The 15,953-nt window shown below is 61.8% G+C and carries 11 protein-coding genes; 9 read left to right on the forward strand and 2 right to left on the reverse strand.

The features are described from left to right. The first annotated feature begins 87 nt into the window (after positions 1 to 87). Entirely contained in the window at positions 88 to 732 is a 645-nt protein-coding gene (locus tag ACGHEN_RS00635) for a DUF4867 family protein (protein ID WP_390396473.1), read from the forward strand. Between the two features lie 116 nt (positions 733 to 848). Here ACGHEN_RS00635 and ACGHEN_RS00640 read toward each other — a convergent pair whose 3' ends face one another. Continuing rightward, complete coding sequence (locus ACGHEN_RS00640) at positions 849 to 1,955, reverse strand: ATP-binding protein (protein ID WP_390396476.1); 1,107 nt, start codon at positions 1,953 to 1,955, stop codon at positions 849 to 851. Between the two features lie 392 nt (positions 1,956 to 2,347). Between ACGHEN_RS00640 and ACGHEN_RS00645 the strand changes: the two genes are divergently transcribed. The 6 genes from ACGHEN_RS00645 (at position 2,348) to ACGHEN_RS00670 (ending at position 12,026) form a co-directional block, all read left to right on the forward strand. Next, a complete protein-coding gene (locus tag ACGHEN_RS00645) occupies positions 2,348 to 3,196 on the forward strand; it encodes a PRD domain-containing protein (protein ID WP_390396479.1) in 849 nt (282 codons plus the stop codon). A gap of 145 nt (positions 3,197 to 3,341) precedes the next feature. Continuing rightward, entirely contained in the window at positions 3,342 to 4,703 is a 1,362-nt protein-coding gene (locus tag ACGHEN_RS00650; RefSeq protein WP_117806567.1) for a PTS transporter subunit EIIC, read from the forward strand. Between the two features lie 140 nt (positions 4,704 to 4,843). After that, on the forward strand, positions 4,844 to 7,069 hold the full coding sequence (bglX, locus tag ACGHEN_RS00655; protein ID WP_390396483.1) for a beta-glucosidase BglX: 2,226 nt from the start codon (positions 4,844 to 4,846) through the stop codon (positions 7,067 to 7,069). 104 nt (positions 7,070 to 7,173) lie between these two features. Continuing rightward, the gene (locus ACGHEN_RS00660) at positions 7,174 to 8,628 is read left to right on the forward strand and encodes a family 43 glycosylhydrolase (RefSeq protein WP_390396485.1); all 1,455 of its coding nucleotides are present in this window, start codon (positions 7,174 to 7,176) and stop codon (positions 8,626 to 8,628) included. Between the two features lie 121 nt (positions 8,629 to 8,749). Next, on the forward strand, positions 8,750 to 10,348 hold the full coding sequence (locus tag ACGHEN_RS00665; protein ID WP_390396488.1) for a beta-galactosidase: 1,599 nt from the start codon (positions 8,750 to 8,752) through the stop codon (positions 10,346 to 10,348). A 247-nt stretch (positions 10,349 to 10,595) separates the two neighbouring features. Then, positions 10,596 to 12,026, forward strand: coding sequence for a 6-phospho-beta-glucosidase (locus ACGHEN_RS00670; protein ID WP_390396490.1), 1,431 nt, complete (start codon positions 10,596 to 10,598; stop codon positions 12,024 to 12,026). Positions 12,027 to 12,196: 170 nt separating this feature from the next. Here ACGHEN_RS00670 and ACGHEN_RS00675 read toward each other — a convergent pair whose 3' ends face one another. Next, positions 12,197 to 13,381 carry an ROK family protein gene (locus tag ACGHEN_RS00675; RefSeq protein WP_390396493.1) on the reverse strand — a complete coding sequence of 395 codons (1,185 nt, stop codon included), beginning with the start codon at positions 13,379 to 13,381 and terminating at the stop codon, positions 12,197 to 12,199. Positions 13,382 to 13,620: 239 nt separating this feature from the next. Here ACGHEN_RS00675 and xylB point away from each other — a divergent pair, with 239 nt between their 5' ends. Next, a complete protein-coding gene (gene xylB, locus ACGHEN_RS00680) occupies positions 13,621 to 15,099 on the forward strand; it encodes a xylulokinase (protein ID WP_390396496.1) in 1,479 nt (492 codons plus the stop codon). Between the two features lie 118 nt (positions 15,100 to 15,217). Further along, a complete protein-coding gene (locus tag ACGHEN_RS00685) occupies positions 15,218 to 15,868 on the forward strand; it encodes a DUF4867 family protein (RefSeq protein WP_390396499.1) in 651 nt (216 codons plus the stop codon). Positions 15,869 to 15,953: the final 85 nt, after the last annotated feature.

Genomic DNA, 15,953 nt, shown 5'->3' on the forward strand with positions numbered 1-15,953 from the left:
TTTGTTGAGTGGTCGGGACGAGCGTTCAAAATCGCTCATGTTTGTTCTAGAATGTTCATATAGTCACATTTACGAACAGGAGCGAACATGCACATCTATTCTGTCAACGATCCCGAGTTCAAATCCTATGGCAACGTTTGGGATGACGTTCCGTCCGAGCTCACGTTGCTCGTGCTCGAGGCGCTCTCTGCCACGCCCATCCCCGAAGGCAGCAAGTACGTAGCAAGCGCGCCGGAGCTCGAGAGCGTCAAGGGTGCCGATAAACTGGGCTTTCTCATGTTTGGCGGCCGCTCCTTCCAGCTCGGCTGGTGCAACGGGCACAACACACGCCTCAACTGCCTGGAGTATCACCGCGCCAGCGAGTTTAACCTGGGCGCCCGCGACTTTATCCTGCTCGTGGCGCATCGCTGGGAGATTGAGGGCGGCAAGCTCGACACCGCGTGCGTCAAGGCGTTCCGCGTGCCGGCGGGTACGGTCGTCGAAGTCTTCAACACCACGCTCCACTACACGCCCTGCATGGTCGACGACGGCGGCTTCCAGGTGATGGTGGCGCTGCCGGCGGGCACCAATGGCCCGCGCCCCGAGGCCGCAGCCGACATGCCCGCTGCCGGCGACAGCTACTGCTACTGGAAGGCCGACAAATGGGTTCTCTGCCACGCCGATAGCCCCAAGGCTGCCGAGGGCGGCTACGTGGGCCTCGTCGGCAAGAACCTCGACATCGCCGTGGACTAGAATCTTCCGTCTCGATCTGTAGCATCTAGCGGGCTAAATCGCCTCTTCCTGTTACAGATTGAGATAAACCGGGCCCAATCCACCTCAAAGGTGCCTGTCCCCTTTGTGGTGGTTGCCTAGAGCTGGCCGCGTAGATAGTCAGCCATATATGGAACAGCGAAGCGCACGTAACCGCGGCGCGCCTGTTCGATTACGCCGGCGTCGATGAGGCGCCGGCGATACTTTTGCGCGTAGTCGGGCGTGACTGACATGCGCTCGGCCACATCGGAAATGCGCGACGTGCCGTCTTCGTCGTCGGTCATTGCGGCGAGAAACGCAACATCTTGGTCCGAGAGCGCGGCGAGCGTCGTTTCGCACACATCGTTTTCGAAATCGGCCTTTGACGCTTCGATTGCTCCGTCAACTTGCTTTGGCGTTACGTGTTCTCCCGCCTGGCAACGATTGGCGATGTTGTAGCCGATGAGCTGCAGCATGTAGGGCGAGCCCTGAGTTGCGCGAGCGGCGTCCAGCCGAAGACCGCTTGGGATATCAAGGCCGAGTTCTTCGAAAGCTCGCTGATAGCAGGCATCCACATCTCCGACTGAAAGCGGTTCGAGCGTGACCTTGCGTGCGCGGTTGAGAAATGTCAGTACGCGGTCGTTGAGTGTCGCGGAGACTGCTCCCGGGAGCCCTGCCATAACAAGCGCGACGTTGAGTCCCTCGCCGACGAGCTCTTGATAGGCGGTGACGAGTTGCCTGATTTCGGCTGAATTGGCCTGGAGCTCATCGATGAGGATGAGGATGCCATGTCCTTGCTCGGTCAGTTTGCGCGCCAGCTGCGTGAGCTTGAACTGGAAGCTTTTGGTTTCCTGCACATCGCGCGTGAACTCAAGGCCGGCTGAGAAGCCGAAGACGCTCAGGCTGCCACTCGTGAGTTTAGGAAGATGGCGTTTGTTAGCATAGGGCTCGCCTGCCTCTTGGATTTTTTCAACAATACGCTCGAGCATGTCCTCGGAGGCTACGGTGGGTGTGGCAACAACGAAGCCGAGCTTGCGGGCGCGATCGGCAAGTTCCCACAGGAGAACCGTTTTGCCGCTGCCTCGCTGGCCAAGCATGAGCATGGCACGGTCTCGATTGCCCGGCTCCTGCTCAAGGCCGGAGATGAATGTCGAAATCACGCTCCCACGCCCCACCAGATAGGACGGGCGATTTCCAAATGAGGGGGAGAAGATGGTTTCTGTCATAAGTCTCCTTTCCTTTTTTTCCTATTTTTTCCTTTTTTTCCTATTCGGTCAAATGACCTGCTGCCGGGGGCGGCTGCGTAGGCCTCACCGGCAAGAACTTCGACATCACCGTGGACTAGGGTCCTTGTCTCAAACCACCACAAAGGTGCCTGTCCCCTTTGTGGTGCGCCTTTGGTTGCCTTCGCCTTGGGGGGGGGTCAAGGGATGAACGGTAGAAAAACAGGGGCGAACGGTAACTTCTATAAAATCACTTTAATAACCCAGCAAAACCTCTATACTGGCAACTGCACCGCGTTACTCCTCGGGAGGCGCCACGAGCACATGTCATAGCAACCGCCGACTCGAGAGCCGGTGTGGCGAGATGTCCAAGTGGAGCCCAGGGGAGTTTTTTCATGCTGATAACCAAGGCAATAAACAACAACGTTGTCCTTGCGGAGGACGATGCCGGGCGCGAGCTCGTGTTGTTTGGCAAGGGCCTTGGCTTTCGCGGCGCCCCTTCCTATATTGAGGACGAAAGCTCCAGCCAACGGAGCTTCCGCGATATCAGCCCTGAGATGTACGATGCTGTCGCATCGCTTTCGGACGATGTCATCATTATCGCGTCGGGTATCGTGGATATCGCACGCAACGAGCTCAACTGCACGCTCAATCCCAATCTAGTCTTTACGCTCGCCGACCACCTTCAGTTTGCCATCGACCGCGCCCGCAAGGGAGCTTCGATCAAGAACCCGCTCTACGAGGAAGTCCGCCTCGTCTATCCGCGCGAGGCCGAGGTCGGTCGCCGCGGCGTCAAGCTCGTTATGGCTGTGGCCGAGGACGTTGATTTTCCTGAGACCGAGGCCGCTTCGATTGCGCTGCATATCGTCAACGCCGAGATGGTCGATGACGAGAACGCGGGCGCAAAGGGCAACATGGACTTGGTCGTAAAGAGTACCGAGGTCATCGATGCGGTCACCGGGATTATCGAGCGTACGCTTGGCGAGACCATCGACCGCTACTCATATAGCTATGCGCGCTTTGTGACCCATATGCGCTTTCTTATCAGCCGCCTTATCAAGGGTGAGGACGAGGAGACGCGCAATAGCGATCTTTTCAAACGAGCGACCAGCGAGTTTTCAGACGCGTACGCCTGTGCACGCGCAATCGACGAATACATGAGGGCAACCTGCGGCTGGCACTGCACGGACGAAGAGCTGCTCTATCTGATGATGCATATCAACCGGCTCTGCCCGGGACATTGATACGGCGGCCGGGCACCCGTCTAACTGCCCAACTGGCCGGCTTTGCGTCGGCAGACATCGCGGCATCGCCGCGCAACCTGCTGTTAAGCTCCAAGGCGCCGGGGCTGCAGATATCTTTGTAACGAGTGAAACAAGGAGGTTTCACATGGCACGCGATTACGAGGCTCTCGCCCGTACCATCGTTGAACTCGTCGGTGGCGAGGACAACGTCAAGTCCGTCACCCACTGCATTACCCGTTTGCGCTTTACCCTCAACGACGAGAAGAAGGCCCAGACCGAGAAGCTCAACCAGACCGAGGGCGTTATCTCCGTTCTAGTGGCCGCCGGTCAGTACCAGATTGTTATCGGCAATCACGTTACCGACGTGTATGACGCCCTGCCCAAGGTTTCCAACATCCAGCTTGGCGGCGAGGTCGAGGACGAGGCCGGTGGCAGCATCGTCAACCGCGCCATCCAGCTCATCAGCGGCATCTTTATGCCGATGCTTCCCGCCATGTCCGCCGCCGGCCTTCTCAAGGCCTTTGTGATCATGGCCAACTCTTTTGGTTGGCTCGCGGCCGAGTCCACCACCTACCAGCTGCTTTACGCCATCGGCGACGGCGTGTTCTACTTCATGCCGGTCTTCCTTGCCCGCACTGCGGCCAAGAAGTTCAAGTGCAACGACTGGACGGCCATGGCCATCGCCGTTGCGCTGTGCTACCCCACGCTCTCCACGCTCTTTAGCGCCGGCGACCCGGTTGACCTCTTTGGCATCCCGGTAACGCTCATCAGCTACACGAGCTCGGTTATCCCCATCATCTTTGCCGTGTACGCGCAGTCCTGGATCGAGAAGGGCCTCAATAAGGTCGTCCCCGATATCCTCAAGGGCTTGATCGTTCCCGTCGTGACCCTCGTCGTGGCCACTGCGCTCACCCTCTACATCATCGGCCCCGTCACCGACTTCATCGGTGGTCTCATCGCTAACGGCCTGGTTTCCCTGCTTGAGGTTGCCCCGCTGCCCGCAGGCTTCCTCATCGGTCTGCTTTGGCCCTGCCTCATCATCTTTGGTATGCACTGGGCCTTTATCCCCATCATCCAGATGAACATCGGTATGCTCGGCTATGACGTCATCCTGCCCATTACCGTCGGCACCAACTTTGCCATGGGTTTCGCGGTCCTTGCCATCTTCCTCAAGACCAAGAACACCGAGCTCAAGGAGCTCGCCGGCGCTGCCGCCATCTCTGCGCTCCTCGCCGGCATCACCGAGCCCGCCATCTACGGCGCCGTCCTCAAGTACAAGCGCCCGTTTGTGATCGCAATCGTCTCTTGCGGCATCTGCGGTGCCATTGCTGCCACTTTTGGCCTGCACCAGCCCGCGCTCATGACCACCTCGCTCATCACCATCCCGGCCATCATCGGCTCGGTGGGTATGGAGGACGTCATCGCGCTCGCCGTCGCCTCCGTCCTCACCTTTGTGGGCACGCTGACCTTCGGCTTCAACGACGACATGATCCTCGAGAACAACTAGTTCTGGGAAACCGGCGTCTTTGGACGCCAGCACACGGGGCGCGGCGCCAGATGCGCCCCGTGTGCCCTTATGGGAGGGCGCTGACCCCTACACGAATCCGGCGTCCTCCCATAAGGGCACACAACAGAAACGAGGTAGCCATGAAGCAATCCGAGCTCGTTGACCTTTTGGGGCGTATGACCCTGCGCGAGAAGATCGGGCAGTTGGTGCAGCTTGACGGTGGGTGCTTTGGCACCGATGCCGTAGCGGTTGGTCCGCGTGCCAAGCTGGGCGTGACGCAAGAAGATGTTGACGTATGCGGCAGCGTGCTCAACGTGTTGGGCGCCGAGGAAGTGCATCGTATCCAAGATGCATATCTTGAGCGCAGCCGTCTTAAGATCCCGCTCGTCTTTATGGCCGATGTGATCTATGGCTATCAAACCTGCTATCCAATCCCCCTGGGCCTGGGAGCCACGTGGGACCCAGAGCTTATCCGCGAGGATTACAACCTTATTGCCGAAGAGGCCGTGGCCGATGGCTGCATGGTGACCTTTAGCCCGCCGGTGGACGTGGTGCGCGATGCCCGTTGGGGTCGCTGCCTGGAGATGCCGGGCGAGGATCCGTACCTAAGCAGCCGCTTCGCTCGCGCGATGGTCGAGGGCTTTAAGGGTGACGGTACGCCGCAGAAGAGCTTGGCCAGCTGCGTCAAACACTTTGCGGGCTATGGTGCGCCCGAGGCGGGTCGCGAGTACAACACAGTGGATATGAGCGAGTGGCGCCTGCGCAACGAGTACCTGCCTCCGTACCGTGCGGCGGTCGAGGCTGGTTGCGATTTGGTGATGACGAGCTTCAACACCATCGATGGCATCCCCGCCACGGCAAACCGCTGGCTCATGCACGACGTGTTGCGCGACGAGTGGGGCTTTGACGGTCCCATCATCACCGATTACGCGGCGATCGACGAGCTCAGGGCACACGGTGTGGCGGCAAACCGTCGCGAGGCGGCCAAGCTCGCCATGAATGCCACCGTGGACATCGACATGAAGACGCCCTGCTACGCACATGAGCTTGAGGCCCTCATCGAAACGGGTGAGGTTTCGCTCGAGCAGATCGATACCGCCTGCATGCGCGTGCTCGAGCTCAAGAACAGACTCGGCCTGTTTGAGGACCCGTATCGTACGTGCTCGCCCGAGCGCCGTACGGAGGTCACGTGCACGCCGGAGCGTCTTGAGAGCGCGCGTAAAACGTGCGACGAGGCCCTCGTGCTCCTTAAAAACGAAGGCGGGCTGCTACCGCTTACGACCGGGGGCAACGCTCCGCGCGTGGCGCTCATCGGTCCCTATGCCAACAGCCGAGACATCATCGGCATGTGGGCGATTCATGCCGATAAAACTCATTCCGTAACGCTTGCCGAGGCATTTGCCGAGGTATTGGGCGACGACGGCTTTGCGTGGGCCCAAGGCTGTCCCACGCTCGACGACTACAGCGAGCTTGGGGAGTTTGGCAAGATTCCCGCGTTCGGTGCGCCGACGGGTGAGGGCGCGGATCTAGAGACGATGGCTGCCGAGTCGCTTGAGCTGGCCGCATCGAGCGACGTGGTGGTCATGGCGCTCGGAGAACACATGCTGCAGAGCGGTGAGGGCGGAGCGCGTACGGACATTACCATACCGGCTCCGCAGAAGCGCCTGCTCAAGCGCGTGCGCGCGCTCGGCAAGCCTGTGGTGCTCGTGCTCTTTAACGGGCGTCCTCTTTCCCTCACTGACGTGATCGATGATTGCGATGCAATCGTAGAGGCGTGGTTCCCCGGTACGGCTGGTGGGCGTTCGGTAGCCGACGTGCTCTTTGGAACGGTCAATCCGAGCGGCAGGCTCACGGTGAGCTTCCCACATAACGTGGGCCAGGAGCCGCTCTACTATGCGCAGTTCTCCACCGGACGTCCCGCTAAGACATCAACGCATAGCGGTCGCTTTGTGAGCCGCTATATGGACTGCCCTAACGATGCGATGTTCCCCTTTGGCTACGGCCTCTCGTATCATACGGCGCGCTACGATAACCTGCGCCTGAGTGCGGACGAGCTTACGGCGGACGGTGTCATCGAGGTCTCAATCGACGTGACCAATGAGGGCGATATTACTGGTACTGAGGTCGTGCAGCTCTATATCCACGACAAGGTGGCAACGCGCGTGCGCCCCATGCTCGAACTGCGTGACTTTGCGCGTGTTGAGCTTGCGCCGCGTGAGCGCCGCACGGTGACGTTTATCCTGCGCGAGGAGGCTCTGCGTTTTTGGACGCCCGAGCGCGGCTGGGCAAGCGAGCCCGGCGCGTTTGAGGTCATGGCGGGGCCTAACAGCCGCGACCTGTTGGTGGGGGAGTTCGAGCTCGTCTAGTTGCATTTGCTTAACGAATGGTGCATGCGGTGCGCGGCAGGCGTTCGGTCTTGTCGCCGGCGCCCGTCCGGTACCGCGCCCGATATCGATAGGAGGGGTCTGACATGGCTCATATCGCAACCAATCCGTATCTGCCGGGATGGGAGTATATCCCCGATGGCGAACCGCATGTCTTTGGTGACCGAGTCTACGTGTATGGAAGCCATGACGCACCCGAGGGCACCGCATACTGCCCGGGTGACTACGTGTGCTGGTCAGCCCCGGTGGACGATCTGGGCTCCTGGACGTTTGAGGGGACCATCTGGCGCAAAGAGGATGACCCGGCCAATGTCGATCGAACCGGGTACGGCGCGCCCGATGTGTGCCAGGGTGCCGACGGGCGGTTCTATCTGTATTACTTCACGCTAAGCATGACGAGCGGTTGCATCATGTCGGTCGCCGTGTGCGATGAGCCAGCGGGACGCTACCGCTATCTGGGCCCTATTGCCAAGCCCGACGGCTCGCCGTTTGCGGGCGAGGAGGGCTGGGGCATGCCCTTTGACCCGGCAGTCCTTCCCTGCGGGGACGGGGGCTGCTGGCTCTACTATGGGTTTGGCGCCAAGAAGCCGAGCTCGCGCATGCCCGCATGTTCCATGGAGGGCGGCTACGTGGTACGGCTCGGCGCCGATATGCGCACGATGGCCGCGGCACCCAAGCATCTGGCTCCGGCAGTGACGCAGGCGGCGGACACGGGTTTTGAAGGGCATGCCTTCTTTGAGGCCTCGAGCATCCGCGTGCTCGACGGGCGCTACTACTTTGTCTACTCGAGCGAAAACGGACATGAGCTCTGCTGGGCCACGATGCCAACGCCGGAAGGTCCGGTAACCTACGGCGGCGTGCTCGTTTCCAACGGCGATGTGGGCCTGCCCGGGCACGAGGCCGAGGATGCCGCTGTGATGGACCTGGGCAACAACCATGGCGGCATGGCGCGCATTGCCGGGCGCGACTACATCTTCTATCACCGTCATACGCACGGTGCGCAGCACGCGCGCCAGGGGTGCGCTGAGCCCATCGAGATTGCTTCCGATGGACATATCGAACAAGTAGAGATAACGAGCTGTGGGCTCAATGGCGGAGCGCTTCCTTGCGGGCGCGCGTACCCGGCGAGTATTTGCTGCTACTTGGTGGGGCCGGCCGGCGCGGTTCACTATTCCGGCAATCTGGAAATCGCCGATAACCATCCGGTGATTACCCAGGAAGTCGATGCGGGCTGTGTGACTTCGGCACGTACCTATGTGGCCAACCTCTGCGATGGAGCGGGCGTGGGCTACAAATACCTGGCGTTTTCCGGTGCGGAGCGCACGGTGGAGCTCGAGGTGCGCGGGGATCTTGCCGGTGTGGTGAGTGTGCGCTTGGACGCGCCGGATGGCGCTGAGCTGACGCGCGTCGAGCTCGTGCCAGGCGAGGGCTGGTGCACGGTGGTCGCATCCCTGACGAAGACCGTTGCCGGTGACCATGCACTCTACCTGGCTATCGAGGGCGTCGGTTCGGTCGATCTCGCCTCGTTTGCCGTCCTTTAACCCATCTCCCATCGGAGGGGCGGCTCGCATGGACGACAGGTAGGCCCTGGTCGCGCGTCCGGTGCTCTCAACACGGCTCGGCCCTCAGGGGGTTGAAACAAAACGGAAGAATGGAGTTGCCATGGCGGAGATTCCGCAGTTGTACACCTGTGCTGGCGGCGGGAAACGCCTGATGGTGGACGGCCGGCCCTATACGCTGTTTGCGGGCGAGTGCCATAACTCCGCCTCGGGTGGGCGCCGCGCTTTTGCGGATGCTCTCGATCGCGCGCGGGCGCTCGGTATGAATACCGTGCTCGCCCCGGTTACCTGGGAGCTTTTGGAGCCCGCAGAGGGCGAGTTTGACTTTGGCCAAGTGGACATGATGCTCGAGCTTGCCCGCGAGCGCGGGCTGCGCCTGGGCGTGCTGTGGTTTGGCGCGTACAAAAATGCGCAGTGCTACTATGCGCCCGCGTGGGTCAAACGCGATATCGAGCGTTTTCGCCGTGCGCAGATGGTGCCCGGGCAGAACAAGGTTCGCTATGCCGAGTTCCATAACTTTGAGATCACGGCGCTTTCGCTCTATTGCGAGGAGACGCGCGCGGCGGATGCCGGCGCCTACGCGGCTTTGATGGCGCACCTGCGCGAGGTGGATGCGCAAGATCATACGGTGATACTCGTGCAGGTAGAAAATGAGTGCGGCCAGATGGTCGCGGCACGTGAGCACTCGCCTTGGGCGGATGCTGCCTTTGCGGAGAGCGTGCCTACGGAGCTGATCGAGGCGCTTGCGGTCGATCCTACCTCCCTGGCGTCTGAGCTTGCGGAAGCCCTTGAAGCGGGCGCCGGCTCTGGTTCGTGGGAACAGGTTTTTGGCGAGCATGCCGAGGAGATGTTTACCACCTACCACATGGCTCGCTACGTGGAGGCGGTCGCCGCAGCGGGCCGCGCCGAGCATCCGCTGTCCACGGCCTGCAATTGCTGGCTCGACAAGGGTCACAAGCCTGGGCGCTTTCCCACGGGCGGTCCCAACCTGCGCGTGATGGGCGTGTGGAAGCATGCCGCCCCGAGCATCGACATGCTGGGCCCCGATATCTACATCCCGGCGTTTTGCAAGGTCTGCGACGGATATGCGCGCGAGGACAACCCGCTCTTTATCCCCGAGACCGCGACGCACGCCTACGCCGCCGCGCGCCAGGTCTGGGCGGTGGCCCATCACCATGCCCTGTGCTTCGCTCCTTTTGGTTACGAGGAGATGGGCGAGCCCTTTGGCGATTCGGCGGGTATTCTCTTTGGCATGGATACGAGCGACCCCGCTTTGCTCACGCCTCAGGACCGGGAGGAATATGCGGAGGTCACGCGTGGGCTGGCTCAGTTATTTGAACTTGCCGAGGACGATGCCGCGTACGCGACGCTCGATGCCGTGACGAGTGAGGTGGCAGCCGAGGGCCTGCTCGATATGGGTTCCATAGCAATTAAGGTGAGCTTTGATGAGGGTGCCCTGCCCGGTGCGTGTGCGGCCCTTCGCGCCGCCGACGGCGCCGTGTACCTGCTTGCGCTTCGTTGCGGCTTGGCGCTCGAGTCGCACGCGGCGGGTGAGCCGCATGTGGATGTGGCGTCGCTCGAGACGGGGACCGTTGAGAACGGCGCGTGGGTGCGCGACTGCCGTCTCAACGGCGACGAGGTCGCCATTATGCGCTATAGCTCTCCCGTGCTTCTTCGTTTGGAGGCCATCACGTACGCTTAGCCGCAGTCATTGCCGCTCGGCCCCTCACTTCCTTTCCTCCCCGGGGACGGGTTCCTGTGGAGGAAAAACCTCGAGAGGCGAACCTGTTGCCAGGGGACGAAGCGAGGTGTCAGGAAGTGTCAGTCGCTGCGGGCGGATGAGGCCGTTGGGGCGAAAAGAAGTTTCGAGCTGTGCCGTTGCCGTTGAGCGACGCGCTGTTTGTAGAGATACTGAACCTATGACAATTATCGTGTGAAAGGATCGATGTATGGCTTTCCGTAAAGACTTCCTGTGGGGCGGCGCGACGGCTGCCAACCAGTGCGAGGGTGCCTACGACGTGGACGGACGTGGCCTGGCCAACGTGGACGTGGCCCCGCACGGCCCCGAGCGCTATGCGGTGGTCTCCGGCCAGCGCAAAATGCTCGACTTCGAGGACGGCTATTACTACCCCGCGCAGACCGGCATCGATTTCTATCACCACTACAAGGAGGACATCGCCCTCTTTGCCGAGATGGGCTTTAAGACCTTCCGCATGAGCCTGGCCTGGACCCGCATCTTCCCCAACGGTGACGAGACCGAGCCCAACGAGGCCGGCTTGGCCTTCTACGAGGACGTGTTCCGCGAGTGTCAGGTGCACGGCATTGAGCCGCTCGTGACCATCACGCACTTCGACTGCCCGATTCACCTCATCAAGGAGTACGGCGGCTGGCGCAACCGCAAGCTCATCGACTTCTACAAGAACCTCGCGACCACGATCTTCACCCGCTACAAGGGTCTGGTGAAGTACTGGCTTACCTTCAACGAGATCAATATGATCTTGCACCTGCCGTTTATGGGTGCCGGTCTGGTCTTTGAGGAGGGCGAGAACAAGGAGGCCGTCGAGTACCTTGCCGCCCACAACGAGCTCGTCGCCAGTGCTTGGGCAACCAAGATCGCTCACGAGATCGACCCTGAGGTCAAGATCGGTTGCATGCTTGCCGCAGGTAGCTACTACCCCTACAGCTGCCGTCCGGGCGATGTGCGCCAGGCGCAGCTCGACAACCAGGACAACTACTTCTTTGTCGACGTCCAGAGCCGCGGCTACTATCCGGCTTATGCCGTCAAGAAGCTCGAGCGCCTGGGCATCGATGTAGGCATGACTGACGAGGATCGCGAGGTCCTGGCTGCCAACACTGTCGACTTCATCAGCTTTAGCTACTACAGCACCCGCTGCTCTGCCGGTGCCGACAACCCCGATGTCGAGAGAACCCAGGGCAACGCCTTCGCCGGCGCCAAGAACCCCTACCTGCAGCAGAGCCAGTGGGGCTGGGCCATCGATCCGCTGGGCTTCCGTATCACCCTCAACGACCTGTACGACCGTTATCAGAAGCCGCTGTTTGTGGTCGAGAACGGTCTGGGCGCCAAGGATGTCGTCGAGGAGGACGGCTCCATCAACGACGACTACCGTATCGACTACCTGCGCCAGCATATCGCCGCGATGCGCGATGCGGTGACTGAGGACGGCGTCGACCTGCTGGGCTACACCACCTGGGGCCCGATCGACTTGGTATCTGCCGGTACGGGCGAGATGTCCAAGCGCTACGGCTTTATCTACGTCGACCGCGATGATGCGGGCAACGGCACCCTCAAGCGCTCCAAGAAGAAGAGCTTTGACTGGTACAAGCACGTCATCGAGACGAACGGCGAAGATCTGGCCTAGGGATTCCCAACAGTAATAGCTTCCTAACCAAAGCGCCCGACGAGCAGCTATGCCCGCCGGGCGCTTTGGTTAGGTAGTCATTGGGGACATTCTTAAACGACTGATCGCTGGGGACACTCCTTGGGGATTGTCCCAAGGCGGGAGGCGGGGGCGAGCTCGTTCGCGGCTTTCTATAGCGTGGCGATGAAGCGCTCGACCATCTGCAGGGCTGCTCCAAAGGCAACGCCGTGGAAGGGGTGGAGCGAGGTCATGACGGGCTGCTGTCCCGCGCTTGCAAAGGGGTCGAGGTCGCGCACGAGCGCATCGAGCCTGCCGATATAGGGTTGCAGGTAATACGACGTGATGCCGCCGATGACCACGGGGCAGTCGAGCACCATACGGATGGCATGGATGCCGCGTGCCAGGTGCCCGAGGTAGCTGTCGAGAGCCTCGAGCGCGCGCCTATCGCGTTCGGCCGCGCGGTTAAAGAAGTCCTCGAGGGTGCAACCCTGTTCTTCTGCGAGCGCTGCTGTCGAGCAGTATGCCTCGAGGCAGCCATGCTGCCCGCATGTGCAGGCGCGGCCGCCCGTCTCAACGCAGATATGGCCAAACTCTCCGCTCAGGTTGCGCACGCCATGCAACGGCGTGCCGTTGATGAGGATGGATCCGCCCACGCCGCGCTCGAGGGAGAGGTAGGCCATGGTGCGGGCGGATCCGACAAACCCGCAACCGTCCGCGTGGTAGCCCTCGCCCCCGGCAGGGCAGAACTGCGCAAAGGCACCGCAATCGGCGTCGTTGAAGACGCCCACGGCCCCCGGGATGCCCGCGGTGATGTCGCGCGCAAGGACTGTGCTGTCGGTGAGACGCAGGACTTTGGTGTTGATGAGCCTGCCGGTCGCGGGCTCGATGGCGCTCGGCAGGCCGATACCCGTGCCTACGATCTCGATGCCGCGTCTCTCCGCTTTGGCAAAAAGCTCATCCACGAGCTTGCGCAGGGCCGTGTTGAGCGCGGCGGCGCTTGAGGACGCGGCGAGCTCCGTATCGATGACGAGTCCCGTGTATCGCTCTCCGTAGAGGTTGCAGACGACGGCGCGCATCTCGGATCCGGTGACCGAGATGCCGATGGCTCCCGTGCCGTCATGTGGGATCCGAAACGTTGCCGCGCGCCGGCCTCCGGTGCTGCCGCGCTCCTCGCCTGGGGCCAGAAGGCCGCGATCATCGAGTGCGTTGAATGCCTGGTAGACGGTGGGCAGGCTCACGCCCACGGCGGCTGCAACCTCTTGTTTGGTCATGGGGTGGGTCGCATTGAACAGCTGAGTGAAAACGGCTGAAGCGCATGAGGGCGCAACGGCGCCGCATTGCTCTGGTGCTGCCATGGTTCTCCTTTGCGCGAACGCGGTCGCAGCTTCGTTCATCTAGTGCAAGCGACCGTTTACCGATATTTTTCCAATGTCTTAATTCTATCAACAACTTTTATAAAAACATTTATAAAATAGCCTTACAGAAGTTAGGGCCGCAAAGAAGACAGTTGGGGCGCGCCGGGGCGGATGGGCCCCTGCGGTTTTGCAGAGCCACATGGCGCCGGATTCGCACGGCCGGCAGTAAGGAGCATGCGATGTATTACATCGGAATCGATTTGGGAACCTCGGCGGTCAAGCTCTTGCTCGTGGACGAGGAAGGCTCGATCACGAGCACCGTTTCCAAAAGCTATGCGGTCGAGTACCCGCGTCCGGGTTGGAGCCAGCAGAATCCTGCCGACTGGTGGGAGGCCGTAACGGCGGGCGCTCGCGAACTCATGGCCGGCGTCGACACCGCGCAGGTCCGCGCCATCGGTACGGGTGGGCAGATGCACGGGCTCGTGGCGCTCGATGTGGCAGGCGAGGTCATCCGCCCCTGCATCCTTTGGAACGATGGGCGCACCGACGAAGAGGTCTGCTTTCTCAACGAGACGATCGGCCGCGAGCGCTTGAGCGAGCTCGCGGGCAATATCGCCTTCGCGGGTTTCACGGCGCCCAAGCTTTTGTGGATGCGCAAGCACGAGCCCGATAACTTTGCGCGCATAGCCCACATCATGCTCCCCAAGGACTATCTGACCTTTCGTTTGACGGGGGAGTTCGCAACCGACTATTCGGATGCCTCGGGCACGCTTCTGCTCGACGTGGAGCATCGCTGCTGGAGTGCTGAGATGCTCGAGATCTGCGGTGTTTCCGAGGCGCAGATGCCGCGGCTCATGGACGGCGCGGAGGCCGTGGGCACGCTTAGCGCCGCAGCGGCTCAGGAGCTGGGCCTGCCGGCGGGCACCGTGGTCGCTGCGGGTGCGGGCGACAACGCTGCCGCGGCGGTGGGGTGCGGTGCCGTCGCCGCCGGGAGCTGCAATATCAGCCTGGGCACCTCGGGCACTATCTTTATCCCGAGCGACGGCTTTAGGGTAGACGCCCACAACGCGCTCCATTCCTTCGATTACGTCGAGGGGCGCTATCACCTTATGGGCTGCATCCTCTCGGCCGCGAGCTGCTCGGGCTGGTTCGTGGGTGACGTGCTCAAGGCCGAGGGCTTTGATGCCGAGGAGGCGGCCTCCGACCCTGCCGTGGCAACCGTCGACCTCCCATACTTCTTGCCGTATCTGATGGGCGAGCGCTCGCCCCATAACGACACCGCCGCCCGCGGGGCATTTGTCGGCATGCGCGCCGATACCTCGCGTGCCCAAATGGTGCGCGCCGTGCGCGAGGGCGTTGCCTTTGCCATCCGCGACTGCGTCGAGGTGGCGCGCAGCGAGGATATCCGCATCGAGCGGAGCACGCTTTGCGGTGGCGGCTCCAAGAGCGCCCTCATGCGCCAGACCCTTGCAAACGTTTTAAATATCGAGCTCGACCTCCCCGAGACCGAGCAGGGGCCGGGTTACGGTGCGGCCATGCTCGCTATGGTCGCCGCGGGTGATGCTCCGAGTGTCGAGGCCTGCGTCGGGCGCATCGTCCGCACGCGCGGCAGTGTTGTCCCCGACCCCCAGGCGGTGGCCGCCTACGAGGAGCGCTACCAGATCTGGCGCCAGATGTATCCCGCGCTCAAGCCCATCTATCGGCAGATGGCGCGCTAAATGCGCCTTGTATAGCTAAGCCGGCATCCCGGTCGCGGGGTGCCGGCTTAGCACGGGGCCGTCTTGCACGACAAGGCCGACCCATGCGTTTGCAGGCCATGTGATCTAAGGAGGAACTTTGAAGATCTATTCGGTTTTGGACCCGGAGTTTGCGGCATACGGTCGTGTCTGGGCCGACGCGCCCGCCGCGTACACGGATGCCGTCGCGACGGCACTCGATGCTTCGACGCCTCTGCCCGAGGCAACGGACTACGTGGCGAGTGAGCCCGCGCTCGAGGAGCTCGACATTGCGGACGGGCTCAAGATGCTGCTGTTTGGCGGCCGCACGGCTCAGCTTGGGTGGTGCAATGGGCACAACACGCGCCTCAACTGCTTGGAGTACCACCGCGCGAGTGAGTTCAACCTGGGTACGCGCGACTTTATCCTGCTCCTCGCCAAGCTCGACGAGGTTGAGGGAGGCGTGCTCGACACCGCGTGCGTCAAGGCCTTTCGCGCGCCGGCGGGGGTGCTTGTGGAGGTATTTGCCACAACGCTTCACTATGCGCCCTGCATGGTAGATGCGGAGGGCTTTCGCGTGCTGGTGGCCCTGCCCGCGGGTACCAACGGGCCGTTGCCCCAGCTGCCTCCGAAGGCCGCGACGGCAGGTGACGCCCCCTATCTTTGGGCGGCCGACAAGTGGCTGCTCGCACACGCCGATTCCGTCGAGGCCGCCCAGGGCGCCCGCGTGGGCCTTGCGGGCGAGAACATCGACATCGCGCCCTACCTGTAGGTGCTGACGCTGCGCGTCGCTTCCGCTGTCGTACCGCCTTTATGTACTCAAAAGGATAACCAGGGCACAACGCCGGTGCCCGCAA

Origin of the sequence: Collinsella sp. i06-0019-1H4 (assembly GCF_042849575.1) — a bacterium.
Lineage (GTDB): Bacteria > Actinomycetota > Coriobacteriia > Coriobacteriales > Coriobacteriaceae > Collinsella.